The 26,569-nt window shown below is 37.6% G+C and carries 23 protein-coding genes and 1 tRNA gene; 9 read left to right on the top strand and 15 right to left on the bottom strand.

What is annotated here, in order from left to right; genetic code table 11:
- Positions 1-79: 79 nt before the first annotated feature.
- Entirely contained in the window at positions 80-1,702 is a 1,623-nt protein-coding gene (treA, locus tag DHD80_RS00500; RefSeq protein WP_251738922.1) for an alpha,alpha-trehalase TreA, read from the top strand.
- 5 nt (positions 1,703-1,707) lie between these two features.
- Positions 1,708-2,082, top strand: coding sequence for a DUF1622 domain-containing protein (locus DHD80_RS00495; protein ID WP_251738921.1), 375 nt, complete (start codon positions 1,708-1,710; stop codon positions 2,080-2,082).
- Position 2,083: 1 nt separating this feature from the next.
- On the opposite strand, the gene DHD80_RS00490 is transcribed toward DHD80_RS00495, so the two are convergent.
- From DHD80_RS00490 to DHD80_RS00475, 4 genes are all read right to left on the bottom strand, one after another.
- On the bottom strand, positions 2,084-3,079 hold the full coding sequence (locus DHD80_RS00490; RefSeq protein ID WP_251738920.1) for a formimidoylglutamase: 996 nt from the start codon (positions 3,077-3,079) through the stop codon (positions 2,084-2,086).
- The gene (gene hutI, locus DHD80_RS00485; protein ID WP_251738919.1) at positions 3,079-4,317 is read right to left on the bottom strand and encodes an imidazolonepropionase; all 1,239 of its coding nucleotides are present in this window, start codon (positions 4,315-4,317) and stop codon (positions 3,079-3,081) included. Before hutI ends, DHD80_RS00490 begins: the two co-directional genes overlap by 1 nt.
- A gap of 290 nt (positions 4,318-4,607) precedes the next feature.
- Positions 4,608-4,985: a PH domain-containing protein gene (locus DHD80_RS00480; RefSeq protein ID WP_251738918.1), complete on the bottom strand. Its 378-nt coding sequence runs from the start codon at positions 4,983-4,985 to the stop codon at positions 4,608-4,610.
- Position 4,986: 1 nt separating this feature from the next.
- Positions 4,987-6,033 carry an NAD(P)-dependent alcohol dehydrogenase gene (locus tag DHD80_RS00475; RefSeq protein ID WP_251738917.1) on the bottom strand — a complete coding sequence of 349 codons (1,047 nt, stop codon included), beginning with the start codon at positions 6,031-6,033 and terminating at the stop codon, positions 4,987-4,989.
- A gap of 176 nt (positions 6,034-6,209) precedes the next feature.
- On the opposite strand from DHD80_RS00475, the gene DHD80_RS00470 reads away from it, so the two are divergent.
- The 5 genes from DHD80_RS00470 (at position 6,210) to mazG (ending at position 9,613) form a co-directional block, all read left to right on the top strand.
- Positions 6,210-7,367: a PLP-dependent aspartate aminotransferase family protein gene (locus tag DHD80_RS00470; RefSeq protein WP_251738916.1), complete on the top strand. Its 1,158-nt coding sequence runs from the start codon at positions 6,210-6,212 to the stop codon at positions 7,365-7,367.
- Position 7,368: 1 nt separating this feature from the next.
- The gene (gene bshB1, locus DHD80_RS00465; protein ID WP_251738915.1) at positions 7,369-8,085 is read left to right on the top strand and encodes a bacillithiol biosynthesis deacetylase BshB1; all 717 of its coding nucleotides are present in this window, start codon (positions 7,369-7,371) and stop codon (positions 8,083-8,085) included.
- A 59-nt stretch (positions 8,086-8,144) separates the two neighbouring features.
- A tRNA-His gene (locus DHD80_RS00460) sits at positions 8,145-8,220 on the top strand.
- Between the two features lie 123 nt (positions 8,221-8,343).
- Complete coding sequence (locus DHD80_RS00455; RefSeq protein WP_251738914.1) at positions 8,344-8,781, top strand: hypothetical protein; 438 nt, start codon at positions 8,344-8,346, stop codon at positions 8,779-8,781.
- Positions 8,782-8,839: 58 nt separating this feature from the next.
- Entirely contained in the window at positions 8,840-9,613 is a 774-nt protein-coding gene (gene mazG / locus DHD80_RS00450) for a nucleoside triphosphate pyrophosphohydrolase (RefSeq protein ID WP_251738913.1), read from the top strand.
- Between the two features lie 35 nt (positions 9,614-9,648).
- Here the strand turns inward: mazG and DHD80_RS00445 are convergent, their stop codons facing one another.
- From DHD80_RS00445 to DHD80_RS00415, 7 genes are all read right to left on the bottom strand, one after another.
- Complete coding sequence (locus DHD80_RS00445) at positions 9,649-11,961, bottom strand: DUF349 domain-containing protein (protein WP_251738912.1); 2,313 nt, start codon at positions 11,959-11,961, stop codon at positions 9,649-9,651.
- Positions 11,962-12,069: 108 nt separating this feature from the next.
- Complete coding sequence (locus DHD80_RS00440; RefSeq protein WP_251738911.1) at positions 12,070-12,795, bottom strand: shikimate dehydrogenase; 726 nt, start codon at positions 12,793-12,795, stop codon at positions 12,070-12,072.
- The gene (locus tag DHD80_RS00435) at positions 12,792-13,808 is read right to left on the bottom strand and encodes a DUF368 domain-containing protein (RefSeq protein WP_251738910.1); all 1,017 of its coding nucleotides are present in this window, start codon (positions 13,806-13,808) and stop codon (positions 12,792-12,794) included. The genes DHD80_RS00440 and DHD80_RS00435 overlap by 4 nt, the downstream gene beginning before the upstream one ends.
- On the bottom strand, positions 13,795-14,733 hold the full coding sequence (locus DHD80_RS00430) for a DUF368 domain-containing protein (RefSeq protein WP_251738909.1): 939 nt from the start codon (positions 14,731-14,733) through the stop codon (positions 13,795-13,797). The genes DHD80_RS00435 and DHD80_RS00430 overlap by 14 nt, the downstream gene beginning before the upstream one ends.
- 39 nt (positions 14,734-14,772) lie before the next feature.
- The gene (locus DHD80_RS00425; protein ID WP_251738908.1) at positions 14,773-16,170 is read right to left on the bottom strand and encodes a tetratricopeptide repeat protein; all 1,398 of its coding nucleotides are present in this window, start codon (positions 16,168-16,170) and stop codon (positions 14,773-14,775) included.
- Positions 16,171-16,261: 91 nt separating this feature from the next.
- A complete protein-coding gene (locus DHD80_RS00420; protein WP_251738907.1) occupies positions 16,262-17,458 on the bottom strand; it encodes an aminotransferase class III-fold pyridoxal phosphate-dependent enzyme in 1,197 nt (398 codons plus the stop codon).
- Positions 17,455-19,239, bottom strand: a complete 1,785-nt coding sequence (locus tag DHD80_RS00415; RefSeq protein ID WP_251738906.1) for an OstA-like protein — start codon at positions 19,237-19,239, stop codon at positions 17,455-17,457. The genes DHD80_RS00420 and DHD80_RS00415 overlap by 4 nt, the downstream gene beginning before the upstream one ends.
- Positions 19,240-19,475: 236 nt before the next feature.
- Here DHD80_RS00415 and DHD80_RS00410 point away from each other — a divergent pair, with 236 nt between their 5' ends.
- Complete coding sequence (locus DHD80_RS00410; protein WP_251738905.1) at positions 19,476-20,315, top strand: ferritin-like domain-containing protein; 840 nt, start codon at positions 19,476-19,478, stop codon at positions 20,313-20,315.
- Positions 20,316-20,341: 26 nt separating this feature from the next.
- On the top strand, positions 20,342-21,190 hold the full coding sequence (locus tag DHD80_RS00405) for a ferritin-like domain-containing protein (protein ID WP_251738904.1): 849 nt from the start codon (positions 20,342-20,344) through the stop codon (positions 21,188-21,190).
- A 74-nt stretch (positions 21,191-21,264) separates the two neighbouring features.
- On the opposite strand, the gene DHD80_RS00400 is transcribed toward DHD80_RS00405, so the two are convergent.
- From DHD80_RS00400 to DHD80_RS00385, 4 genes are read right to left on the bottom strand one after another with little or no spacing between them, the layout of a single operon-like run.
- A complete protein-coding gene (locus DHD80_RS00400) occupies positions 21,265-22,536 on the bottom strand; it encodes an adenylosuccinate synthase (RefSeq protein ID WP_251738903.1) in 1,272 nt (423 codons plus the stop codon).
- Between the two features lie 10 nt (positions 22,537-22,546).
- A complete protein-coding gene (locus DHD80_RS00395; RefSeq protein WP_251738902.1) occupies positions 22,547-23,002 on the bottom strand; it encodes a transcriptional repressor in 456 nt (151 codons plus the stop codon).
- A gap of 23 nt (positions 23,003-23,025) precedes the next feature.
- A complete protein-coding gene (locus DHD80_RS00390; RefSeq protein ID WP_251738901.1) occupies positions 23,026-25,233 on the bottom strand; it encodes a RelA/SpoT family protein in 2,208 nt (735 codons plus the stop codon).
- A gap of 35 nt (positions 25,234-25,268) precedes the next feature.
- Positions 25,269-26,507 carry a M48 family metallopeptidase gene (locus DHD80_RS00385; RefSeq protein WP_251738900.1) on the bottom strand — a complete coding sequence of 413 codons (1,239 nt, stop codon included), beginning with the start codon at positions 26,505-26,507 and terminating at the stop codon, positions 25,269-25,271.
- Between the last annotated feature and the right edge of the window lie 62 nt (positions 26,508-26,569).

The raw sequence follows: 26,569 nt of genomic DNA, 5'->3' as shown, positions 1-26,569 counted from the left end.
AAAATTGAAGTTTTAGGATGAAGGTTTCTCTTTTTAAAATCTTCTATCTTTATATATTCGTTATACAAAACCAGCCAGTATGAAATCTCTTTCCAGAACCTTTGTCTATTTCTTTATTCTCTCCTTTATATTTTCTTGTAAAATTGGTACGGAGAGTGAGCTGGAATTGGAAAAAGTAGAGAGTAAGATTGAGATTCTCCCTCCAGATGAGCTTTACGGAAATTTATTTTATGATGTTCAAAATAAATCTATTTACGAGGATAGTAAAACTTTTGTAGACGCAATTCCCCAGGAGAATGTAGGATTGATAAGGCAACGTTATATGATGCTGGATGATACCTCTGCTTTAGCTATAGAAGATTTCGTAGATCAGCATTTTGAGGTTCCGGTTTTTTCTGAAGATTTCAAAACCGATTCTTCTTCGGTTAAATCCCATATTCAAAAATTATGGAAGGTTTTAAAAAGGCCGGCAGATGATAAAATTTCGGGTACATTAATTCCGCTACCAAAACCATATATTGTTCCCGGGGGGAGGTTTCGTGAAATTTACTATTGGGATAGCTATTTTACCATGCTGGGTTTACAAGAAGATGGCGAAACTGAAACGATCCAGAATATGGTTGATAATTTTGCCTACCTTATTGATGAATATGGTTTTATACCCAATGGAAACCGAACTTATTATTTAGGAAGATCCCAACCTCCATTTTTTGCCATGATGATCCAGGTTCTGGCTGAAATTAAGGGAGAGCGGGTCTATGCAAGGTATTTACCTGAACTTGAAAAAGAATATAATTTCTGGATGAATGGCAGTAATGCTATTGGTTCCGATAATTGTTATCGTAGGGTGGTTAAAATGAACGGAGGCGAAATACTTAACCGGTATTGGGATGATTTAGATACGCCCAGACCTGAAAGTTATCGTGAAGATGTAAAAACTGCTCAAATCGCCGTGGCCAAAAATCCCACACTTACCGAAGAAGCCGTATATAGAAATTTAAGGGCAGGAGCAGAGTCGGGCTGGGATTTTTCCAGCAGGTGGCTTTCCAGGAATGCTGCCGGGGAATTTGATTTGTCCACCATCCATACTACCCATATTGTACCTGTAGATCTAAATTCCCTGATTTATAATCTGGAGAGAACTATTTCAATTGCCGCGAAACAAGCTGGAAATGCTGAAAAATCTCAATTATTTCAGGATAAAGCTGCACAGAGAAAGCAGGCAATTCTGAAATATTTTTGGAATGAGCAAGAACAGTTTTTTATGGACTATGATTTTCAGCAACAGGAAAACACCCGTAAGTTATCTTTAGCCGGGGTTTATCCCTTATTTTTCGAAATAGCTACAGAAGGGCAGGCAGATGCGATAGCTCAGAAAATTAAAGAGATTTTCTTAAAACCAGGAGGAGTTGTAACAACTCCTTATAATACAGGCCAGCAATGGGATGCTCCCAATGGCTGGGCGCCTTTACAATATGTAAGCATTAAAGGACTGGAAAATTATGAAAAAATAGAATTGGCCAATACCATTAAAAATAACTGGTTAGCTTTAAACAGGAAAATTTACAAGAGTACTTACAAAATGTTGGAAAAATATAATGTGGAAGATTTGAGTAAAGAAAGTGGCGGAGGGGAATATCCAACTCAGGATGGATTTGGATGGACAAATGGAGTCTTTCAAATACTCTCATCGAAACAATAATAACTATGGAAAACATAAAAATTTATATAGAATATATCGCGAGAATTATAGAGATAGGCGGTGTTTTGACTATTTTAATAGGTATTATTTTAGCAGTAATAAAATTCCTTTTGTCTAAACAGGGAATTGAAGGCAGATCTTATAAACTTTTGCGTAAGGAACTGGGAAAGGGAATTCTCCTGGGACTTGAAATTCTCGTGGCTGCAGATATTATTGCTACTGTGGTTACAGAGCCTACGATGGATCGCGTGCTTACGTTAGGGGTAATTGTTATTATTCGAACCTTTTTAAGCTTATCTATAGAATTAGAGATTGAAGGAAAGTTTCCCTGGCAGGGCGTAAGATCTATGGAGCAGCGTAACGAAAAGGTAAAGGTATAGGCTATTTTCTGATAAAATCTGAGATGAAATAAGAAATTGCTTTTCCAGTTAAGACTGAATTCTTCTTATCTGGAATCGCTTCACAAATATGAAAATAACAGCAATTCTTTTCCTTTTTTACTTCTGAAATAAAACCCCGAATTTGATCTACACTAAAACCTGAAGGAGACATAGCGCTGCTATTAAAATTTGCAATGACATCACAATCTAATTCGAAACCAAAATTGCCAGATGACAAAGGTTTCAGAAATTCCCTAAAAGCCCGGGTGATCTTATTAGAGCTTTTATTTAAACCTTCAAATAACATATAATTCAAATTTTCCGAGAAGTCCATTTCTTCAAAAATATACTCCGGGGTGTAGTTTTTCTGCAAACCAAAAACGTAATATTTGTTTAGAAATCCACCTGCAATGGCGTAGCTAAAAGCATTTCCGCTATGCCTGTGTTCCAAAGTTCGCAAATCTGAATGTGCATCGATATTGAGCACATTGATGGGGTTTTCTAAGGCTTTGGATGCGCCTTTAATATTACCGTAAGCATTATTGTGACCGCCCCCAATGATAATAGGTATTTTTCCGACTTCATTGATCTTTTCAATTACTTCAGTAAGGATTTGATCAATTTGTTTCACCAGATCACCCAATTTCTGATAATAATTAGGATCTTTTTTATCTAGATTACCGGCTTTATTATTAAACTCTGCACAATCAATCTCTCCAAGTAATATTAAATTTTCTCCGGAATTAAATCTGTTCTGCTGAAGGTTTACTAAAGATTGCAGGGCAATTTTCCAGGTATTGGCAGCGCCTGCATTTCCATAATTTGCGCGAATGCCGATATCTTCAGGAATTCCGAGAAGGACATATGCTGCAGGTTCTTTTTTTAAGTCTTCGATGGATTCAACAAAAGAGAGTTTTTCTCCAAATTTCGTTTCGCCTTTACGATCGCTTATCAGGTGGTCGATATTCCGTTTGGTATAAATTTTTAGTCCTTCCATTATATGATGCTTTTCCCGTTTATATAAACCTGTTCTATATTATTGGAACCAAAGGAATAAGGCAAATAGGTATAAGATGGAATTGGTTTGGTGACCATGAAATTTGCTTTTTTTCCCCTGGTAATACTTCCATGGGTTTTACTTAATTCCATTGCGTAAGCAGCATTTATGGTAGCAGCGTTAATAGCTTCTTCCGGCAGCATTTTCATTTTTATACAAGCAAGGGAAACAACCAGGTTCATATTTCCACTGGGAGTACTGCCCGGATTATAATCGGTCGCGAGGGCCAAAGGCAGTCCGGCATCAAGAAGATCCCTTGCCGGGGTATAAGGTATGCTTAAAAATAGGGAGCAGGAGGGAAGTGCCACCGGCATCGTTTCAGATCCTTGCAAAACTTTAATATCTTCCTCTGTCAAAACCTCCAGATGATCTACACTTAAAGCATTATTCTCAACTCCCGCCTTTATTCCTCCAATAGCATTAAATTGATTTACGTGAATCTTTGGTTTTAAACCGAATTTTGCTGCGGCTTTTAATAAACGATTGGTGTCCTGTACAGTAAAGTATCCTTCTTCACAAAAAATATCAATATATTCAGCTAAGTTTTGTCTCGCCACTTCCGGCAGGATTTCTTCAATCACCAGGTCCAGATATAATTTTGGTTCTGCTTTAAATTCCTGCGGAATAGCATGTGCGCCTAGAAAAGTAGATTTAATAGGGAGATCATAATTCTGTTTGAGTTTTTTTATAACCCGTAGCATTTTTAATTCCGCATCTTCCGTTAAACCATACCCGGATTTAATTTCAACTGCCCCGGTGCCCATTTTCATGATCTCTTCCAATCTTTGAGCAGATTGGGTATACAGGTCATTCTCAGAAGTATTTTGTAAAGTTTTGGCACTATTTAAAATCCCCCCGCCACGCCTGGCGATCTCTTCATAACTAAGTCCGTTAATACGGTCAGCAAACTCCTGTTCGCGGTTTCCTGCATACACCAGGTGTGTATGGGAATCACACCAGGTTGGTAATACGATCTTGCCTGCAGCATCTATAGTTTTATCAGGGTGTAATTCCGGTAAGTTATCCATCGAGCCAAAATCAGCAATGGTATCATTTTCAATTAATAACCATGCATTTTTGATGGTAGGAAGTATTTTCATCCCGCTTCCTGAAACTTTAAGGACGTCCTGATCCCTTACCTGCAGTAGTTCTTTGATATTGGTTAGCAGTAAAGTCATATTTTATTGGGATTGATCGTTCAATGAATGCAACAATTCAAAGATATAAACTCAACTTAAAATAATACATTTTCTATTCTTCTTTAAAATAAAAAAGCCACTCATCTATTTATAATTAGATAAGTGGCTTTAAATTCCTCACTTTAAATCCTGATTAAAAATCATGGGAAAATTCATAATCGCACAACATCACCCTGAACTTGTTTCAGGGTCTGCTTTACTATTTTCATAAATTTCTTAATCATATAAAATAAGATTCTTAAAAATTTCAGGATGACGTTCATTAAAAGCTAAAGCGTGTGTTCCGCCAATAATTTCTGAACTTCATAAATGTCTACTTTCTTGTTAAAACGCTTAGATATAGAAGGTGTTTGCTCTCCCGAGATCCAGATCTTTAACTCAGCATCCAGATCAAAACTACCTGCAGTTTCTACGCTGAAGCGGGTAATACTTTTATACAAAACTGAAAAGTATTCAACTTTACTTCCGGTTAAGCCCTGAACATCTACTAAAATGAGGCGTTTATTCGTGAAAATAAAGGTATCCCTGATAATTTTAAATCCGGCTTCTATCTCTTCAGAAGGGATCAATAATTTTCCATATTCCTTCTGAAGCGTTCCTTTTTCTATAGCTCCGGCGTTTCCTAAAAGCGAAGACAGTATACTCATACTAGTTCTTTAAAGATTTCATATCGATCACAAATCGATATTTTACGTCTGAATTTACTACCCGCTCATAGGCCTCATTAATATTCTGAATATCGATCATTTCAATATCTGAAACAATATCATGCTCCCCGCAAAAATCAAGCATTTCCTGGGTTTCCTTAATTCCACCAATCAAGGAACCGGCAAGTCTCTTTCTTCCCATAACCAGGCCGCCTCCATGAATGTCAACTTCGTCAATAGCTCCCACAAGGGTCATGGTGGCATCGCGTTTTAATAAACTGATATAAGGGTTGGTGTCGTGACCTACAGGAACAGTATTCAGGATAAAGTCAAAGCTCCCCTGATGTTTTTTCATTTCCTCCTCATTTTTAGAAATTAGGACTTCATCTGCGCCCAGCCTTTTAGCATCCTCAGCTTTTCCAGGCGACGTTGTGATCATTACCGTGTGAGCGCCAAGGGCACTGGCAAATTTTACGCCCATATGGCCAAGGCCTCCAAGGCCTACGACTCCTACTTTGTCCCCTTTCTTAACATTCCACTGTCTCAGAGGCGACCAGGTAGTAATACCTGCACAAAGCAAAGGAGCAACCGCCTTAGCATCTAGATTTTCTGGTATTTTTAAAACGAAATTTTCTTTTACCACGATAGCTTCGGAGTAACCGCCATAAGTATGTCCGCCAAGATGTTTATCCTCTCCATTATATGTAGCGACCATCCCCTTTTCGCAATATTGTTCCAGGTCATCTTTACATGAAGCACATTCCTGGCACGAATCTACCATACAGCCAACGCCAACAAGGTCCCCCTTTTTATAATTTTTTACATTTTTTCCAACTTCAGTAACCCGGCCAATGATCTCATGCCCGGGGACTACGGGGTATTGGCTGTTTCCCCAGTCGTTTCTAACCTGGTGTATATCACTATGACAAACTCCGCAGTAATCAATTTCGATCTTTACATCATCTGCTAAAATTTCTCTTCTCTCAATATTAAACGGTTCTAAATCGGCATCGTTAGATTTTGCCGCATATGCATTTACATTCTTCATTTATTCAAATTTTGATTCAACTCGAAAGTTACCCAAAATAGCAGGCATTACCTTGAGATTGAGACAGGTTTAACTTTAATTAACGTCTGTGTGCCTTGAATGCTAAAGCTGTTTTCAGGAAAGGACTTTAACAGATTTCTTAGTACCTTACGGCTCTATTTTTCAAAAATCTAATTATGAGTAAATATAAAGGCATCAACACTATATGTACACATGTTGGTGAATTAAAAGATTCTGAATATAAAGGAGCTGTTTCACCGCTCTATATGTCTACTTCTTATGCTTTCGAAGATGTGGAGGTTAAAAGATACCCACGATATTTCAATACGCCTAACCAGGTTGCGCTTGCCAAGAAAATCGCTGCTTTGGAACACGGAGAAGCTGCATTGATATTTGGTAGCGGAATGGCTGCGGTAAGTACTTCACTTATGGCCTTTTTGCAAAAAGGAGATCATGTGGTTTTTCAGGATGCCCTTTATGGGGGAACCAGTAATTTGGTGAATGAAGAATTTACAAAATTCGGCATCGAATATTCTTTTGCGAAAACCTGTCAGCCAGACGATCTTGAAGCTGAAATCAAATCGAATACAAAGGTAATTTACGTAGAAACACCTTCAAATCCTTTGCTCCAAATTACCAATCTTAAAGCTGTAGCCGAAATTGCTCAAAAGCATGGATTGGTGAGTATGATCGATAATACATTTGCCTCGCCGGTAAATCAGAACCCCATAGATCTGGGGATCGATATTGTGATTCATTCCGCAACAAAATATATGGGTGGTCATAGTGATATTCTTGCCGGTGCAGTGGTTGCTTCTGAAGGTCAAATAAATCAAATTTTTCAATTGGCTAAAAATTTTGGGGGTAGCCTGAGCGATTATACGGTTTGGCTCTTGGAAAGAAGTTTGAAAACGATGGGCATCCGGGTGAAAGCCCAAAATGAAAATGCCATGAGGCTTGCAGAATTTCTCATGGGCCATCATCAAATTGAAAAAGTATATTATCCGGGTTTGGAATCGCACCCAGGTTACGATATTGCCAAAGAACAAATGCATGGTTTCGGCGGAATGCTTTCATTTGAATTGAAAGAGGGTTTAGACGCTTCGGCATTTATGAAAAACTTGAATCTCATTAAACCTTCGATGAGCCTTGCCGGCGTGGAAAGTACTATTTTACTGCCCACTAAAACTTCTCATGCTTTATTGACTGAAGAAGACAGGGCCAAGCAAAATATTAAGGATGGTTTACTTAGGTTTTCAGTAGGTATTGAAGATACGGAAGATCTAATGGATGATATCAACCAAAGTTTAAAAACCATAACCAACCAATCATAATATGAAATTAGATATACTGGCAGTGGGTTCGCATCCTGATGATGTGGAGCTAAGCTGCTCAGGCACTATTGCAAAAGAAGTTGACCGGGGGAAGAAAGTTGGGATTCTCGACCTAACCCGAGGGGAATTAGGTACCCGGGGAACTGCGGAAATAAGAGATCAGGAAGCTAAAAATGCTGCTGAAATTCTAGGCGTTTCCATGCGCCATAATCTGGAATTTAGTGATGCTTTCTTTGAAAATAATACGGCGCATAAACTTGAAGTGATCAAGATTATTAGAAGGTATAAACCGGAAATTGTGTTATGCAATGCCGTTCATGATCGCCATATAGATCACGGGAAAGGAGCGAGGCTGGTAAGTGAAGCCTGTTTTTTGAGCGGACTTCGTAAAATAGAAACGATCCTGAAGGGAAATAAACAGCAGGCATGGAGACCTAAGCACGTTTTCCATTATATCCAGTGGAAAAATATGGAACCTGATTTTGTAGTGGATATTTCCGGATACATGGATAAAAAAGTGGAATCTGTTTTGGCTTATAAATCGCAGTTCTTCGATAAAGATAATAAAGAGCCAAATACGCCCATTTCCAGCAGTAACTTTCTGGATAGCATTACTTATCGGGCAAGAGATCTTGGAAGATTGATAAATACGGAACACGCCGAAGGTTTTATAACAGATAGGAATGTTGCCGTAGATTCAATCTTCGACCTTATTTAATTGAATTTTTTTCTTTGGGAAATTATAGAAATAACTTACATTTGCCACCGCTAATAAATGGTGATTGTAGCTCAGTTGGTTAGAGCGCCTGATTGTGGTTCAGGAGGTCGCCGGTTCGAACCCGGTCTTTCACCCTTTTTCGAAGCTCCTTAGAAATAAGGAGCTTTTTTTTTGAAATTTACTAGTTCAGAAATAAAAATAATTATTAACGCAACTAATCCATCATTCTCCCATCTATCAAAAAACTAACTATTAATTATGAATAAAATTTTGACATCCATCGCAATTCTTCTCACTATTACGTTGATTTCCTGTGAAAAAGATGAGAAAGCAGAAGAAGCCTTACAGGTAGTAGATTTCACCTCCTCAAATCTTGCCGGTTCCTGGAAACTAACGGAAACCTCTATTAGTTCTGGAGGGGAAGCTAACTGGGAGACTATTTCTAATGGTGCAAGTTTTACTTTTCAGGCTGATGGTACTTTTACCACTAATTCCATACAGGACTGTACAGGAGAAAATTTCTTACTGGAAGATGATCTGCTTATTCTTCATTACGATTGTGAATTATCCCAGAATGAAGAAATTACAGAAAAGACGGTTGCCTTTAATATGATTTCTTTCTACAATAGACAAATGATCCTAAGTTTACCCGGTTGTATTGAAGATTGTCTTTATAAATATTCCCGTATAGATTAATACACAAGAATATATTTCCCCAGTTTCAAAATCTTATTTTTGCTCTAAATTTTCCTGTATGAACTTCAGAAAAGAGCAATTAAAAGCCTTAGACCGCCTACTTACGATCATGGATGAGTTACGCGAACAATGCCCATGGGATCGTAAACAAACCATGGAATCGCTAAGGCACCTCACCATTGAGGAAACTTATGAATTAGGTGATGCCATTCTGGACGGGGATATGGAAGAAATTAAAAAGGAACTTGGCGATGTATTGCTTCATCTTGTTTTTTATGCGAAGATTGGAAGTGAAACCAATGATTTTGACATTGCCGATGTGGCGAATTCAATCTCTGACAAATTAATAAGTCGCCACCCGCATATCTACGGAGATGTAGAGGTTGAAAATGAAGAAGATGTTAAGCGAAACTGGGAAAATTTAAAGCTGAAGGAAGGTAAAAAGAGTGTACTCGAAGGAGTTCCGAAATCCCTGCCGGCATTGGTCAAAGCGAATAGAATTCAGGATAAAGTTGCCGGGGTAGGTTTTGATTGGGAAGAGCCACGACAGGTTTTTGAGAAACTAAAGGAAGAACTGGAAGAACTTCAGCATGAAGTAAATGAAAACAATCAGCAGGAAATTGAAGCTGAATTTGGTGACGTTTTGTTTTCCATGATCAATTATGCCCGGTTTCTAAAAGTAGATCCGGAAAATGCTTTAGAACGAACCAATAAGAAGTTTATAAAGCGTTTTCAGTATTTAGAAAATAAAGCTGCTGAAAACAACAAAGCTTTAAAAGACATGACACTTGCCGAAATGGATGTGTTTTGGGATGAAGCAAAAAAAGCCTGAAATAATTCAGGCTTTTTTTTAAGATATCTAGGCTTCTAGTAAAGGGTTTTTACCTGTCTCAGCTTTTCCTGCCATACTTCAAGATCTGCCTTGTGATTAGCAATATTTTTATGAACGTCCTGTACTAAAGGATTTGCATCATCTACATTAGAAAAAAACTGCAGGTTGTTTTCTAACTGTCTAATTTCAGCTTTTGTTTCCTCGATCTTTTTAGTTAGGAAATAATGCTCATTCCTAATTTTTTTATCATCATCAGCATCATCCAAAGCCTGGATCTTGTTTTCGTATTTCATCATTTCAGCTTTGGTATTATCAACATCCAGTTTATTGAAAAGCTGATCAAGTGTTTTATTGAACTTTCCTTCAATAAATCGCTTATTGTAAGGCACTCGTCCAACCTCTTTCCAGGCATTGATCTTTTCTTTAATTTTTGCCAAATCTTCTTTCTTTTTCCCGGAAAGTTCCATTCCCTTAAGGCTGTCCAGGATCTCTTTTTTAGCATCAAAAGCATCCATTTCCTCTTTATTCTCTTCATCTTTTTGACTGTGCATACGGTCAAAATAGAAGTTACAGGCTGCTTTAAATTCTTTCCAGATTTTATCACTATCCTTTCTGGGTACGTGGCCAATCTTTTTCCAATCGGTTTGCACCTTTTTCATCAAAGGAGTTACTGTTTTAAAATCGTCACTGTCTTTGTTTTCCTGGGCGATTTTGATGAGTTCTTTTTTCTTTTCAAGGTTGTCATACTGGTCCTTTTTCAGATTTTTATAGTACGCATTTTTATTGCGGTTAAATTTGCGAACATTTCCTTTAAAGGCATCCCAGGTATCCTGATTTTTAGCCCTGGGTACTTTCCCTGCTTTAAAGAATTCATCACGTAAGGCTTCAACTTTTTTGATTTGTTGTTGCCATTTGCTATGGGAATCATACTCGTTTTCAGCAATTTCTTTGATCTGCTCAACAATGCGCATTTTATTCTCCCAGTTCTTTTCGTAATGCTCTTCAAGATTATTATAATAATCCTGCCTTTTATCATGAAGATCTTTGGTGGCTTTGCTGAAGCGCTCCCAAATATCATCCCGATATTGTTTTTCAACAGGACCTAACTCTTCTTTCCACATTTTATGCAGCATCTGCAACTCACGAAAAGCCCGGTTCACATCATTTTCCTGGGAAAGTTCTTCTGCGCGATTAATTACTTTTAGCTTTTGCTCGAGATTGTATTTGAAATCCATATCCCGAAACTCCCTGTTCAAATGCAGGAAATCATAGAAATTTTCTACATGGTGGTGGTAAGTATTCCACACCGTGTTATACTTATCACGGGGGATAGGACCTGCAGTTTTCCATTTGTCCTGAATATCCTTAAAATGATTGTAGGTAGTATTGATATTTTCTTCTACCCCCAATAAACCTTTCAATTCTTCAATAAGCTCCAAACGACGGTTCAGGTTTTCGTTGAGGTCTTTTTTTAGTCGGCGGTAATAATTATTGCGTTGTTCACGATAATTGAAATATGCCGTATTAAATCTTTTCTGAAGTGGCGTAGAGTAGTGGAAGTCAATAATATTTCCGCCTTCAGCTAAAAAATCTTCTTTTTTCTCTTCCAGTTCTTCGTCAAACTTGGCATTAAATTCAGTTCGTATTTCTGCCACATGCTCTTTAATAGCCTGAATTTTCTCGTTTTTCAGCAATTTCTCCAATTCCTCGGTCAATTGCTCCTTGGTCATGGAATGATAATCTTTTTTCTCAATATCATGACGTGCGGTAGCCGTTTCGTCTTCACTGTCTTCAGCTACGGCATTATCCATATCATCCTGGTGGGATTTATTGGATTTTTTATTTTCCTGCACTACCGCATGGCCTATTTCGCTGTCTAAATCTTCATCATCTTCATCCTTTTTAGTCTTATCTTTTTTTGAATCTGCTTCTGAAAGCATCGCGTCTTCATGATCGGTTGAATCTTCCTGAGGTTCTTTTTTTTCTTCAGTTTTAGCTTCTTCTTTTAAAACTTCCGGTTCTTTAAAAAATGGATTTTCAGGATTTCCTGCATCATCTTCCAGGTCTTTATAAGGATCTTCCTCAGGATTGTTATGTTCTTTAGATTTTCTGTTTGACGTAGCTTCACCGGAAGCCGCTTCATCTACCATCGCATCTTCCAGATGATTTGGATCTGTTTCAGTTTCCTTAGAATCTTCAATTTTTGTATCTGGTTGGTCATCAACAGGTTCAGCCTCCATTTTTGGATTTTTTTCAGCTGAATTATCTGTTCCTGAATTAGTTACAGATTTTTTGGGTTCCTCTGCTGAAGTGTCCTCTTTCTTGTTATCATCTTTTTGTTGAGACATATCTTTCAATGTTAAGGTTCGTAATTAATTCTTGAAAGATAACAATACCTCGAAAATTGGGCAAGGGAATGAATCTATTTATGGGTGAAGGTATATGGTTGGAATGATTTATTGATTCCATATTTTCCAGGCCTCATCTGCCTGAATTTCTAACATTTTAAGACCGTTTAGAATTGTGGCGTTCCTGTTTTCAGCATTTTTGAGCAGGGCAGTCTTTTCAGGGTTATAGATAAGATCAAAAATTAAATGGTTTTGAGTGATAAGATCAAAGGGAATATTTGGATGAAGCTGGATCTCCGGGAAAGTACCCAGAGGAGTCGTATTGATGATAAGCTGATGCTCCAGCATTAAATTTTTATCCAATTGTTCATAAGAAATCTGATCGCTTTCCGGATTTCTGGAGACAAAAGTAGATTTAATTTTGAGTAGTTTCAAACCATAGGCAACCGCTTTTGATGCGCCCCCGGTTCCCAGGATCAATGCTTTTTGATGATACTTTTTCAGGTGGGGTTTGATAGCTTCAGTAAAACCTATAAAATCGGTATTGAAGCCAATAAGCTTCCCGTCTTTAAATTTTACAACATTCACGGCATTGATCTCCCGTGCATGCGTATCTAAATGATCCAAAAATTTAATTACTTCCTGTTTGTAGGGAATGGTAACGTTTAATCCTGATATATCATTTCTTTTTAAAAGCTCAGGTAATTTTTCTATATTCTGAATGTCGAAATTTTTATAAACTGCGGCTATTTCCTCTTTTTCGAATTTTTCATTAAAATAAGTTCGTGAAAAAGAATAGTCGATATTTTTACCAAGTAACCCGAATGTTCTCATAAGGCCTTATTTCGGTTTTCGTACCAGGCTAATCCCAGGACGATAAAAGCTCCTATTATCATATAGAAAATTGCCAGATAGGTATTGATGATCCCAAAATCTGGCCAATATCGATCATAATTATCGATGATCAAATGTCCCTGGCGGTCGTGGAGAAATTCACCATTTTCAGCTATTTTATATATTTTTTCTTTCCATGGCCAAACCACCCCCAGGGAACCCGCAATAAAGCCAATTATTACCGCAAAGGTTTCCTTTTTATAGCGTTTTAGGACATATCCCAATACATGGGAAAGGGAAACCAGTCCCGCTAAAGAACCAGTGGCAAAAACCAATAAGACTTTAAGCATGCGCATTCTTTCTTCATTTTGCAGAAACCCAAAATCGAGTGCGATTATTTCAGCAAGAGTATCATAAAGAGCATTAACTGAATCTACCAGAAGCAGTACATAATTTCCAAGGAGAATAAGAATAAAAGAACCGGAAAGTCCGGGTAAGGTCATTCCAGAAACGCTTATCATCCCGCAGAAAAAGACAAAGAATAAATTATCATTTTCCTTTGCCGGCTCTAAAAAGCTAATGGCAACTCCGCCGCATATTCCCAACACCGCGAATAAAATTGAATTCCGGCTCCATTCCTCAAAATCTTTACTGATGTAATAAATCGAGCCAATGATCATCCCAAAGAATGCCGACCATACATACAATTCATAATGAACAATGAGATAATCGAGCAATTTTGAAACACTAAAATAACTGATAAGCATTCCCAGAATCAGCAAACTTAGAAACTTCCCATTGATATATTGATAGAAGCTTTTAAACCTTCCCGATATTAATAATTTGAATGCTTTTAAATTTACTTTTTGAAGGGAGTAGATAAATTCTTCATAAAAACCGGCAACAAACGCAACAACACCACCAGATACGCCAGGTACTTTGTTTGCTGCCCCCATGACCAAACCTTTGAGAACGAGTAAAAATTTGTCTTTTGCCGTTCTAGTTTGTTCCATCTACCTCTACAGGTTTTTTAGTGGCTACCCATTCCAGGATAAGTATTAGAAGAAAACCGGTAAGCATCAATGCAAGGGCGGTAATAGTTTGAGGGTTCCCATCATAATTCCAGGGCATTACCACCGCTTCTTTAACGACCACTTCTTTGTCCCCAAAAATTTCAGTTTCCAGCGCCTCTTTCCAGGGCCAAATCTTTTTAAGGGAACCTGCGATAAACCCGGTCAATACCGCCAGGGTTATGGTGCTATAATGCACAAAAAGCCATTTTAATATTTTGGAAAAGGAAAGTAAGCCAAATACGGCGCCAGCAGCAAAAATTGCCAGGGTTTTAAAATCAAAATCATGGGCAGCTTCAGTAATCGTCTTATAGGCGCCAAGCAAAACCAGGATAAATGCTCCGGAAATTCCCGGAAGTATCATGGCACATATCGCAATCGCTCCAGCTAAAAATAAAAATGGGATACTGGTATTTTCAGAAAGACCTGGAAGACTCACGATAAAATAGGCGAGGGCAGCTCCCAAAAACAGGGCAACAACAACTTTAAAATTCCATTTTGGGATTTGTTTTCCAACATACCATATACTGGCAATTACTAGCCCGAAGAAAAAAGACCAAATTAAGATAGGATGATTTTCCAACAGGTAATTTGCCAGGCGCATTACGGTAAAGACACTAATTAGAATTCCGGCGAAAAGTGCGATGATAAAATTACCATTTAGTTCTTTCCACATGGCCGCAAAACCCTCTTCTTTAAAAGTTTTAAAAAGGCTTAGTTTTACACCGCTTATTGTAGAAATTAGTTCCTCGTAAATTCCTGAAATAAAGGCGATTGTACCTCCGGAAACACCGGGAACAACATCTGCGGCTCCCATAGCCATACCTTTAAGGCTTATGGAAAGGTAATCCTTTAAGCTTCGCTCCATGCTAAAATTTTATGAATTTGCCCAAAGGTAGCAAAATTACTAAGAGAGCTTTACGAAGGAATTTATAATTTGTTTTACACTTTTTCTATTGAAAATCTTCGGAAATAATTCTTCAATAATGATATAGTATTCAGAATCGATCTGTAAAGCATTGTTTAAATGAAAATAGCCTTTTTCCCCTTGATTGCTTTTGAAGAATAATCCGGCCAGCCTGTATTCAACTTCAGCGCTATCGGGATAAAATTCCAATGCCTGAAGCATACAATTAATAGCAGTGTCAAATTCCCCTAGACCAATTAAAATATCGCATCGTCGTATCCAGGTCTCTAATTCGTAATTTCCCAGTTCAAGACTTTTTCGATAGCCATGTTCGGCTTCCTCGTAAAATTTTAGACGATTATTGATCTTCGCATAACGTTTCCAGTAAAGTACATTTTCCTCGTCGATATTAATTGCCTTGTTGATATAATAAAGTGCTTTTTGGAAATCCAGTTTTTTAATGTAGAAATCGGTAATAGCAATCCAGCCTTTATCCAAAAGCGGATCTTCATGAACCGTTTGCTCATAATTTTTTAGCGCCAGATCATCGCAACTTAACTTTTCGAAACATTTTCCAATTCTTAAATAAGCAAAAGAAGTTGGATCGTCCAGTTCAAGGGTAATATTGTAATTTTCAATAGCTTCATTGTAGCGCTTCAATTTCTCTAAAACCTTTCCTTTTTCAAGGTAAGCGCCTACAAACCTGTCATCACTGATAATGGCAAAATCAAAAGCAGCCAAGGCTTTTTGATATTCTTTTAGATCAAAATACTGCTTGCCTACCTGATGCCAGGCGACCTCACAATATGGATTTTTGTTTAAATAAAGATTCAAATATTCAATGGCTTCTTCCTTTTGCTCCAGGAAATCGAAACAATACATAACATTATAGAGGGCCGAGTAATCTTCATCATCTTCTTCCAAACACTTCATAAAACTATACTTGGCATTTTCGAAATCTTCCAGGAAAAGATATTCCATACCAATTAAAGAAAAAATTTCAGCATCTTCCAAAGTAATTTCCAATGCTGCTTCGAGCATTTTTATCGCGTCTTTATGCTGATCACGTTTGGAATAAATTTGTGCTTTTTGAATGTAAATCTCTTCATTTGAAGCTTCCAGTTCTTTTAATTCATTTAGAATGCCATCTGCTAGATCTAATTTATCCTCAAAAACAAGGATTTCAACTTTAAGCAGCCTCAAATTCACCGATGCGGGATGCTGAGCCAGTCCTAATTTCACAGCCTTTTTCGCAAGCGAAAATTTTCCATTCTCTAAATAGTGATGGGTAATATTCTCGAATTCATTAGAATCAAAGAATAAAACATCATTTGTTTTAAGCATGGATTCAAATTTGGAAAGGGAGAAATTGTCTTCTTCGTTATGGCTCAATTGCATAAGCGTAGGTTTATGGGATTTCTTCTGAACTAAAGTTAAAAATGATTGAAGCTATACTTTGTTAAATGTTATATTGTTGTTAACAAATTAATTAACATTCATGCATTCCTTTCTCAAGTTCATCAAGTAAGTCAACAATAATGCCACAACCCTTACGTAATTCTTCAGAAGAAATAGTTAAAGGCGGGGTGATGCGAACTGCCCTCTTTTCAAACAGTAACCAGAATAAGATAAGTTCCCTGTCTTTTGCGAGGAGGATCAAAGAATCGGCAATTTTGGCAGTTGTCATTATTAGAGCCAACATTAGACCTTTTCCTCTAATTTCTAAAATCAGTGGATGTTTTAAGGTTTTTCGAATCAATTCTTCCTTTTCCAAGATTTGCTGAACCAAAGATGTTTCAGTAATTTCTTTAAGGTTCGCCAGGCAGGAGGCAGCAATTAAAGGATTTCCACCGAAAGTGGTGATATGACTTAATTTAGGATGATCCATTAAAAGGTCCATTAATGCTGATGACGCCGTAAAGGCGCCAACGGGCAATCCACCACCCATCCCTTTGCCGAGGGCAATTATATCTGGAACAACATCGTAGTTCTGGAAACCAAATAGTTTTCCGGTTCTTCCGAATCCGGGTTGGATCTCATCAAGGATCATTAAAGCCCCAACCTCCTCACAGCGGGATTTCACCTTTTTCAAATAATTATTGACGGGCATTATAAAACCAGCCCCGCCCTGAATGGTTTCCAGGATAATAGCAGCGGTTTTAGTAGTAATAAGAGAAAGGTGCTCCTCATTATTAAATTCCACAAAGGAAATATCCCCAACTAAAGGTTTGAATGGTTCGGTGCGTTCTTCAAAATCCATAAGACTTAAAGAGCCCATGGTATTACCGTGATACGCATTTTTAGCCGCGATAATTTCTGATCTTCCTGTCGCCCGACGAGCAAGTTTTAAAGCCCCTTCAATTGCTTCGGTACCAGAATTTACCAAATAAGTCTTGTTTAAAGTAGGGGGTAAATTTGCATGGAGCAATTTTACGAAATCTATAGCCGGGGCCTGGGCATACTCGCCATATACCATTACATGCAGATATTTTTCTGCCTGTCCTTTGATAGCTGAAACAATTTTGGGGTGACAATGTCCTAAACTGCAAGCGGAAACACCGGCAACAAAATCCAGATGTTTCTTCCCGTCTGTTGTAAATACAAAAGAACCCAAAGCTTTTTCAACTTCCAAACCCAGGGGGTGAGGAGTTGTTTGTGCCTGATATTTTAAAAAATCTTCTATCAACGAATTGAATCTTTAATGACCTGTGTAGAATCTTTTGGCTTCAAACTTTCCTGAATTTTAGGCTTTTCAATTTTTAAGGAATCTGTTTTAAATTGAAGAGTGTCTTCATCCCTGTTCTTAAGAATATCGGGTTTTAAACGTGAGTTTTCATTTAGTAATAAGTCATTATCTTCTCTTTCCTCAAAAAACTCTTCCGGCTCTTCAGGAAGGGGAATACCTTTTATTTTAGTAAGTATGGGTGTAGATTCCCCTTCAAATAAACCTTCTTTGGTAAGGATCCTTTCCCCGCCCCGCCAATTGAATCCGCTAAGTAATCTGCCATTTTTAGGAAGATCAGCTTCAGGATATATTTTTCCGTCAACCTGATTATGATAATAAATATCCTCAATTTTTTGGTCGACAAAAAATATTTCAATTGAACTGGCCAGGGCTTTATTAATCCCAATAAGATCATCGGAATCATTCCGCATGTAATTAAGGGTTTCCGTATTTTTATTGATATATACCCGGTGCAATTCATTTTCATTAAAATAACCTATTAACTCCAGTCCTTTCACCTGGTTATAGCCTTCGATGCTATCTTTTTGTATCAAAAATGCATTCTGAAATACCCGAAGGCTGTCTAATTGTTCCGTTTCGGGATTGCTTTGCAGATGGATACTATCACCAGTCATTTGATTAAGGCCAGACCAGAGAATTGGTTTTCGGGTTGCGTCACCGGCATTTAAATTAATCAATTTTGTTAATCCCGAACTTTGATCGGAATAAAGAGAATCACTTCGCCCGCTCATATCGGTCTTAAAAATTCTTACATCATAGAATCCTCGTAGGATACGTTTTTCTGGCTTTCCTGTGATCATAATGGTATCACTATGAATAAACAAGGAATCCTTATCCTGTAAACTCGCGGCGAGTGCCCTCTTAGTGATAAAAACCGAGTCTTTATCCCGAAAAACCTCCGCATAATGGCCTGTTACAAGACTTTTATTCACGGTATCCGTTACCCTAATATTATTTGTTGCTGAAGCGAAGCTATTCTCCCGATTAAAATATAAACTATCCCCTTCAAGGATCCTGTTGTTATAATCTATACGGCTGTTCTTTACAAAATGGCCTTCATCGTTTCGCGTATCATAAAAACCCCGCTCACAATAAACCGTGCTGGTCTCACTTTCTATTGTTGAAGGTCCATAGAGATAAGCGTGGCCAGATACTGAATAAAAATCGATTTGTTCACTATTAATGATATATTCAGGATTTGTCACTACCACTTCCCTAATAAAGCTGTATTTGTCTTCCTTCATAAAATAGCGTCCTATTTTACTGGTAAGAACACTTGAGGTATCTGTCACTTTTCCACCGCTTCTGTAATAGGCCTGCTGCTTTAGCCGGTCGAAAAACAGGCTATCAGTTTCCAGGGTGGTTTGTGGCCGGATCATTTTAACCCTTCCACTGGCAAAGGCAAATTCAGTATTTCCATTATATTCCGCATAATTACTGGTCATAGTTACCGTATCCCCCTGTTGCATCCTTATATTCCCATAGGCTTTAAAAAAATTAGCAGTTTGATAAAATACGGCATTATCACACCAGACTTCTATTCCGTCATGTTCAAAGAAGACCTGATTTTCAACTTTACTTAATCTAATGGTACCAGGATATCTTTCTTCATTTTTTAATTGCCTATCTGCCTGAAAAGAAATTGCCTGCTTACTTTGAGCAAAAACCTGGGGGAAATTTAAAATTGTAAAAAAGAATATAAATAAAGCTTTTTGTTTCAATGGAAAATTTTTTCAAAAGTAATTAAAAATGAAGACTCAACTTGATCATCTTGCTATGCTTTTACACATATTAGCGAAAGGTCATGGTTAGACATTCCTTAAGGAAAAGAGAAAAAGAGGTATAAATTGCCAAAGATTTCTCAAAATAAATGCTTTTAAGACAACCTTAACTCTTCGAATCAAACCGTAGCAGGGTATCCTTCGTATGTTTCAGTGAAACTAAAATTTATTTAATTATGAAAAAACCCTTAGTTAAGGTAGATATTGTCGAAGATTCTACTGACAAATCGAAAAAAGGTTCTCGTAGAAAATTCATCAAGTTAAGTGGGCTCGGTATTGCCGGTTCCAGCTTTTTGCTTTATGGATGTAGCGCGGATGATATGTTTAATCCAGAACAGCCCGTTGAGGGAATGACTCCTAATCCAGAACCGGAGCCAGAACCAGAACCACCAGTTGATGCAGTATTTGATTTAGGTAGCGGAAATTTAGGAATTTTAAATTATGCGTTTGCTTTAGAGCAATTAGAAGCTGCTTTTTATACTGAAGCCGTAGCCGGTTCTTATTATACTGGTCTTGCTGCTGATTCTGAAGAAAAGCAAATCCTTGAAGATACCTGGTACCATGAAGTAATTCACAGAGAATTTTTTAAAACAGCAATTGGTGCTGCCACTGCAGCCACTCCTGAAGCAATGCTTCCAGATTTAGAATTTGATTTCTCTTCAGTTGATTTTACTGATAGAGCTTCTGTTTTAGGAACAGCTTTAGTTTTAGAAGATACTGGTGTATCTGCTTATAATGGAGCTGGAAAGTTAATTGATGTTGATGCTGAAAATGGTGGAACTTATCTATTATTGGCAGGAAAAATTGTATCTGTGGAGGCAAGACATGCTTCAGCTTATGCAGATCTTCTTGAACCAAATACCACAGCTTTCGCAAGGGATGAAGTTTTAGTATCCATTAGTGGAGTAGGCCCGGCCTTCGATAAAGCTACACCTCCTGGAGATGTATTAGCCGCGGTTATTGATACTGGCTTTGTTCAAACAGAATTTACAGCTACACAATTACCCACTGAGTAATTAACCAACATTAAAAAACAAAGAAAATGAGTTTTATAAAAATATTAGATAAAATATCTGACAAAACCTCTCTGGATGCGAGTGCATCTCGTAGGGATGTCTTTAAGCAATTTAAATCTTTTGGAAAAGATGTCACCATGGCTTCAATTCCATTTGGTTTGGCTGCAACCAGCAAAAATACAAAAGCTGCCAACGCTGCTTTTGTAACAACAGCTATGCAGGCATCGCCAACAGATGTATTGAATTTTGCATTGACTTTAGAGTACCTTGAAAAAGAATACTATAATATCGCTATAGATACTGATGGTTTAATACCATCTGAAACAAAGGATATTTTTGCACAAATTTCTAAGCACGAAGATGATCACGTAGCTTTTCTTCTGGCAGCTCTAGGAGATGCCGCTGTACCAAAACCAACATTTGATTTTACAGGTGCACCAGGTGGATTGGCTTTAGACCCTTTTGAAAACTATGATACGTTTTTAGCCTTATCTCAAGGTTTTGAGGATACCGGAGTGCGTGCATATAAAGGACAGGCAGGAGCCTTGGCAAATGATAATGCACTTTTAGAATACGCCTTGCAAATTCATTCGGTTGAAGCAAGACATGCTTCTAAAGTAAGAAGATTAAGAGGACAAAAAGGCTGGGTAACTGGTGGAGATGCCGCAAGTAATGGACTTCCAGATGCCTTTAATCCAATTTATGCCGGAGCTACACCTGAATCTAATTTGGTACAGGGTGGAGTAGATCTTTCTGGAATGTTCGCTGACTTTGGCGGAGACCAGGCAGTTCAAGAAGCATTTGACGAACCTTTAACAATGGAAGAAGTACTGGCAATAGGTGGTTTCTTTATTGTTGCAGATAGCGATAGTTAATCTATCCTAATTATATATTATTAAGAAGGCTGCCAATTGGCAGCCTTCTTTGTTTTTAGAAAAATTCAAAAATATTATCGTTGGATGGTTTGAGTCCTATCGGGTCCTACGGAAACTATTTTTATAGGTGTTTCCAGTTCTTTTTCAAGAAAGTCCACGTAGTCATTAAACTCCTTAGGTAATTCTGAAGAATCTTTCAATCTGGTTAAATCTTCTTTCCAGCCTTTCATTTCAGAATAGATTGGAGTAACATTTTCTTCCTCAATATTAAAAGGGAAATGTTTAATGGTTTCGCCTTTATATTTATAGGCCGTACAAATTTTCAGTGTTTTAAAACCACTTAGTACATCACCTTTCATCATAATTAATTGAGTAATACCATTTACCTGCACAGCGTATTTTAAGGCCACAAGATCCAGCCAGCCACACCTTCTTTTTCTTCCTGTGGTCGCGCCAAATTCGTTGCCTACTTTACCCATTCTTTCTCCTACCTCGTCAAATAATTCTGTAGGGAAAGGTCCGCTTCCAACTCGGGTGGTATAGGCTTTAAATATTCCAAAAGCCTCCCCAATTTTATTCGGAGCCACACCTAGTCCTGTACACGCTCCTGCAGCCGTAGTATTGGAGGAGGTTACAAACGGATAGGTACCAAAATCGATATCGAGAAGGGAACCCTGGGCACCTTCCGCTAAAATAGTTTTCCCAGCTTTTATGGCCTGTTGAAGATATTCTTCACTATCAATAAAAGTCAATTTTTTTAAAGTTTGTACCGCTATCCAAAATTCCTTTTCAAGATCCTCCAGATCATATTGAACATCTGCTTCATAAAAAGCAATCATTTTTTCATGCTTATCAGCCAGGGAACGATATTTTTCTTTCCAATCGGCCATTTCAAGATCTCCTACACGTAAACCATTCCTTCCGGTCTTATCCATATAAGTAGGACCAATTCCCTTTAAAGTAGAGCCGATTTTAGCTTTCCCTTTGGAAGCTTCAGAAGCTGCATCCAATAACCTATGCGTAGGTAGAATTAGGTGGGCTTTTCTGGAAATTAAAAGTTTGGGAGTATAATCAATATTATGCCTGGCAAGATTATCCAGCTCCTTTTTGAAAATTACCGGATCGATTACCACGCCATTACCCACTAAATTCACGCTATTTTCATGAAAAATACCAGAGGGGATTGTATGTAAAACATGTTTTTGACCATCGAATTCTAAGGTATGGCCTGCATTTGGACCGCCCTGGAAGCGCGCAATAATGTCATATTTCGAGGTAAGGACATCTACAATTTTACCTTTTCCTTCATCGCCCCACTGGAGGCCTAGTAGTAAATCTACTGCCATGAATTATGTCTTAATTGGTTGATTTTTTATTTCCGTAAAAGTATAAAGAGTGTTTTGTGATCTCTATATCGAAAACCTCTTCAATCGTTTGTTTAATACTTTGAATTCGTGGATCACAAAATTCAATTACTTCTCCGGTATCTGTTAAAATGATATGATCGTGCTGCCTGTCAAAATAAGATTTTTCATATTGTGACTGATTTTGACCAAATTGATGCTTTCTTACCAGACCGCATTCTAAAAGCAATTCAATAGTATTATATAAGGTAGCACGACTTACGCGGTACTTTTTATTTTTCATTTTGATATAAAGGGATTCAATATCAAAGTGATCATCTGAATTATAAATTTCCTGGAGTATGGCAAAGCGTTCCGGTGTTTTCCGGTGCCCTTTATCCTCAAGATACTTGGTAAAAACATTTTTAACGACCGCCTGATCGTTCTTATTTACTACTTTTTTACTCATAATAGAATTGCAAATGTAGAAGATTATTCACGGCTGACCTTGTCTATGCCGTTAATTTTTTTCAGGCGTTGAATTATGGTATTAAGGATATTGTTGTTTTTAACCACAAGGGTAATCCTCCCGCTAAACACTCCATCTGAACTGTCGAAATTCAGGTTTTTCATGTTTACATTCATATTACTGGAAATTTCTTGTGTAATTTCACTCACCAGTCCTAAATTATCAATTCCTTTTAAGCTGATAACCGCAACAAATTCCTGTTGAGAGCTATCAATCCATTTTGCCTGAATAATGCGGTAAGCATAGTTACTTTGTAATTGTAGCGCATTAGGACAATCTTTTTTATGCACCTTAATCCCATCGCTCACAGAGATAAACCCAAAAACATTATCACCGGGAATGGGGTTACAGCAATTCGCCAGTTTATATTCAAGTTTTTCCTCTTCTTTCCCAAAAACCAGCTGATCGTATTTCAGCGTAATTTCTTCTTTATTAAGATCTGCTGAAATTGCAGGTTTTCGAATCTTATTTTTAAAATAGCTTACAAAAGCGTTGCTGCGGGAAGAGGCGAATTCCTTCAGCATTTTATTATCTATTTTGCCAACTCCAACACGGTAAAACAGGTCAAGACTTGTCTTTAAATGAAAGTGGTTTACCAGCTCGTTAATGGTATTTTCATTAAACTGAATTTTTTGCGATTTTAGTTTTCTGGCCAGCACCGCTTTCCCATCTTCCGCAATTTCCTTTTTCTCATCTTTTAAAGATGATTTGATTTTTGCCCGGGCTCTTGCAGTATTGGCATAATCCAGCCAGTTCACATTTGGTTTGGCATTTTCCGAAGTGATAATTTCCACCTGGTCACCGCTGTGTAATTCATGGCTTAAGGGGACCAGTTTGTTATTCACACGCGCTCCCCTGGTATGTAAACCAATTTCTGTATGGATACTGAAAGCAAAATCCAGCGGAGTAGAACCTTTTGGTAATGATTTTAAATCTCCCTGCGGGGTAAATACAAAGATTTCTTTGGAATAGAGGTTCAGTTTGAACTGTTCAACAAAATCAACCGCATTTATTTCAGCATTTTCCAAAGCTTCCTGAAGTTTAGTTACCCATTCTTCAAAACCTCTTTCTTCATTATCACTTCCCTGTTTGTACTTATAATGTGCGGCATAACCTTTTTCAGCAATTTCATTCATACGCATGCTGCGAATTTGCACTTCCACCCAACGACCTTTTGGCCCCATCACGGTAATGTGCAAGGCTTCATAGCCTGTAGATTTGGGAGAAGAGATCCAATCCCTTAATCGGGTGGGGTTAGGCCGGAAATGATCTGTAACAATGGAATAAATTTTCCAGGCGAGAAATTTTTCGTTTGAAGGCTCACTTTTATAAATAATTCGAATCGCAAATTTGTCATAAACCTCTTCAAATGAAATATTCTGACTAATTATTTTTCGATTAATAGAATAGATCGATTTTGGCCTGCCTTTTATTTCATACTGCAACTCCTCCTTATCTAAAGAATCCTGAATTACTTTACTGAATTCCTTGATGTAGGTGTCCTGCTGTTCTTTACTTTCTTTAATTTTAGTGAGAAGCTCGTGGTAAATTTCCGGTTCGGTGTATTTTAAGCCAAGATCTTCCAGTTCGGTTTTAATGTTGTAAAGCCCAATTCTATGCGCTAAAGGAGCATAGATATACAAAGTTTCTGAAGCGATCTTAACCTGTTTATCAGGTCGCATCGCATCCATGGTTTGCATGTTGTGAAGGCGATCGGCTATTTTTATGATGATCACCCTTACGTCATCATTCAGCGTGAGCAGCATTTTTCTGAAATTCTCAGCCTGCAGGGAAACATCCTTATCCTTTTTTAAACTGGAAATTTTTGTAAGGCCTTCCACAATTCGGGCAACGGCATCACCAAACATTTTCCGGATATCCTCAAAAGTGTAAGAGGTATCTTCAACAACATCATGTAATAAAGCGGCAGAAATAGAAGTTGCGTCAAGACCAATTTCTGAAGCCACAATTTTAGCAACAGCGATAGGGTGGAAGATATAGGCTTCCCCAGATTTACGGCGCTGGTCTTTATGTGCGTCTACCGCAACATCAAAAGCTTTACGAATAAGTTTTTTATCATCTTCGGAAAGTGTTTGATAACTTATACGCAGCAATTCCTTGTATTGCCTGGCAATTTGTTTGTTTTCTTTTGCTATTGCAGCCTCTGTCATCCTCTAAAAATACAATTAAGATTAAAATGAAGCAACTATAAACCAGATTTCAAATTTCGGGTTCGTTGTAATAAACTGGGATGTGAATAATGCCAAAAAACATAAGCTTTATGCGGAGTAAGATTGCTTAAACTATTTTTTGAAAGCTTTTTTAAACTTGAAATTAAAGCATTTCCGTTATAAGTTGAAGACGCAAAATCATCTGCCTGATACTCAAATTTTCGGGATAGATAATTCATGATTAAACTGGTAATTTCTGAAATAGGTCCGTATAAAATTCCGAAGGCAACCAAACCAATATGAAAACTGGGCGTTTCTACACCTAAAGCTTTGGAAAGGATAGGATTTCCAACAAACAAGGATAATAGCCACAGGGTAAAACCAGTGGTTAGAATGGAGACGATTAGGTTTATAATGATGTGGTTTTTCTTATAATGTCCAACTTCGTGCGCCAGGACTGCGACAATTTCCTCTTCTTCCAAATCATTGATTAAGGTATCATAAAGCGTAATTCTTTTCTCTTTGCCAAAACCTGAAAAATAAGCATTTGCCTTCGTACTCCTTTTCGAACCATCGATCACAAATATATTATCCAGTTTAAACCCAACTTTCCTCGCATAAGCTTCAATTTTGTTCCTTAAAGAACCATCTTCCAAAGGCGTTTGTTTATTAAAAAGGGGAACGATGAGTTTAGCATAGAACATATTCATGAATATGGAAAATACTGAAACCAGGATCCAGGCATACCACCAGAAGTTCTCCCCGGCAAGTTCATAAAACCAAACGATCAAAGCTAAAATCCCACCTCCAATAAATGCCATCATTAATAAACCTTTCAGCTTATCAAAAATGAAAGTTTTCATAGTGGTTTTATTAAAACCGTATTTTTCCTCAATAACAAAAGTGCTGTAATAGGAAAAGGGCAACATGATCAAATCACTCACAAGCATAATAATTCCGAAGAAAATAAGCGCGATCACAATATTATTTTCTGAATAACTTCTGGCAATATCATCTACGAACTCAAAACCATCCAGAAATATAAAACCCAGGGTTAGCAGAATGGAAAAAGTGGATGAAATCAAGCCGAATTTAAACCGCTCTTTTTTATAGTTCTGGGATTTTTCATATTCTGTCTGGTCATATACATCGTCCAGCTCTGCCGGAATGGGATCATTAAAATGCCGGGCATTGATAGCGTCCAGGATTTTATCCAATACAAAACTAATAATGATGATGCCAATGATGAGGTTAAAAAGGATTTGGGAGTTCAAGATTTTTTAAAAGTTTAAATGTTTAAAAGTTCAGAGTTCAAAAGTTTAAAGTTTCAGGTCTA

Source organism: Gramella sp. AN32, assembly GCF_023718305.1.
Classification (GTDB): Bacteria; Bacteroidota; Bacteroidia; order Flavobacteriales; family Flavobacteriaceae; genus Christiangramia; species Christiangramia antarctica.
Note: the sequence above shows the minus strand (reverse complement) of the source record. Positions and strands in the feature narration are given on the sequence as shown.

What these genes read in the sequence shown, in the direction of transcription:
- treA (WP_251738922.1), top strand. Translation starts at nt 80, where the DNA reads ATGAAATCTCTTTCCAGAACCTTTGTCTATTTCTTTATTCTCTCCTTT.
- DHD80_RS00495 (WP_251738921.1), top strand. Translation starts at nt 1,708, where the DNA reads ATGGAAAACATAAAAATTTATATAGAATATATCGCGAGAATTATAGAG.
- DHD80_RS00490 (WP_251738920.1), bottom strand. Translation starts at nt 3,079, where the DNA reads ATGGAAGGACTAAAAATTTATACCAAACGGAATATCGACCACCTGATA.
- hutI (WP_251738919.1), bottom strand. Translation starts at nt 4,317, where the DNA reads ATGACTTTACTGCTAACCAATATCAAAGAACTACTGCAGGTAAGGGAT.
- DHD80_RS00480 (WP_251738918.1), bottom strand. Translation starts at nt 4,985, where the DNA reads ATGAGTATACTGTCTTCGCTTTTAGGAAACGCCGGAGCTATAGAAAAA.
- DHD80_RS00475 (WP_251738917.1), bottom strand. Translation starts at nt 6,033, where the DNA reads ATGAAGAATGTAAATGCATATGCGGCAAAATCTAACGATGCCGATTTA.
- DHD80_RS00470 (WP_251738916.1), top strand. Translation starts at nt 6,210, where the DNA reads ATGAGTAAATATAAAGGCATCAACACTATATGTACACATGTTGGTGAA.
- bshB1 (WP_251738915.1), top strand. Translation starts at nt 7,369, where the DNA reads ATGAAATTAGATATACTGGCAGTGGGTTCGCATCCTGATGATGTGGAG.
- DHD80_RS00455 (WP_251738914.1), top strand. Translation starts at nt 8,344, where the DNA reads ATGAATAAAATTTTGACATCCATCGCAATTCTTCTCACTATTACGTTG.
- mazG (WP_251738913.1), top strand. Translation starts at nt 8,840, where the DNA reads ATGAACTTCAGAAAAGAGCAATTAAAAGCCTTAGACCGCCTACTTACG.
- DHD80_RS00445 (WP_251738912.1), bottom strand. Translation starts at nt 11,961, where the DNA reads ATGTCTCAACAAAAAGATGATAACAAGAAAGAGGACACTTCAGCAGAG.
- DHD80_RS00440 (WP_251738911.1), bottom strand. Translation starts at nt 12,795, where the DNA reads ATGAGAACATTCGGGTTACTTGGTAAAAATATCGACTATTCTTTTTCA.
- DHD80_RS00435 (WP_251738910.1), bottom strand. Translation starts at nt 13,808, where the DNA reads ATGGAACAAACTAGAACGGCAAAAGACAAATTTTTACTCGTTCTCAAA.
- DHD80_RS00430 (WP_251738909.1), bottom strand. Translation starts at nt 14,733, where the DNA reads ATGGAGCGAAGCTTAAAGGATTACCTTTCCATAAGCCTTAAAGGTATG.
- DHD80_RS00425 (WP_251738908.1), bottom strand. Translation starts at nt 16,170, where the DNA reads ATGCAATTGAGCCATAACGAAGAAGACAATTTCTCCCTTTCCAAATTT.
- DHD80_RS00410 (WP_251738905.1), top strand. Translation starts at nt 19,476, where the DNA reads ATGAAAAAACCCTTAGTTAAGGTAGATATTGTCGAAGATTCTACTGAC.
- DHD80_RS00405 (WP_251738904.1), top strand. Translation starts at nt 20,342, where the DNA reads ATGAGTTTTATAAAAATATTAGATAAAATATCTGACAAAACCTCTCTG.
- DHD80_RS00400 (WP_251738903.1), bottom strand. Translation starts at nt 22,536, where the DNA reads ATGGCAGTAGATTTACTACTAGGCCTCCAGTGGGGCGATGAAGGAAAA.
- DHD80_RS00395 (WP_251738902.1), bottom strand. Translation starts at nt 23,002, where the DNA reads ATGAGTAAAAAAGTAGTAAATAAGAACGATCAGGCGGTCGTTAAAAAT.
- DHD80_RS00390 (WP_251738901.1), bottom strand. Translation starts at nt 25,233, where the DNA reads ATGACAGAGGCTGCAATAGCAAAAGAAAACAAACAAATTGCCAGGCAA.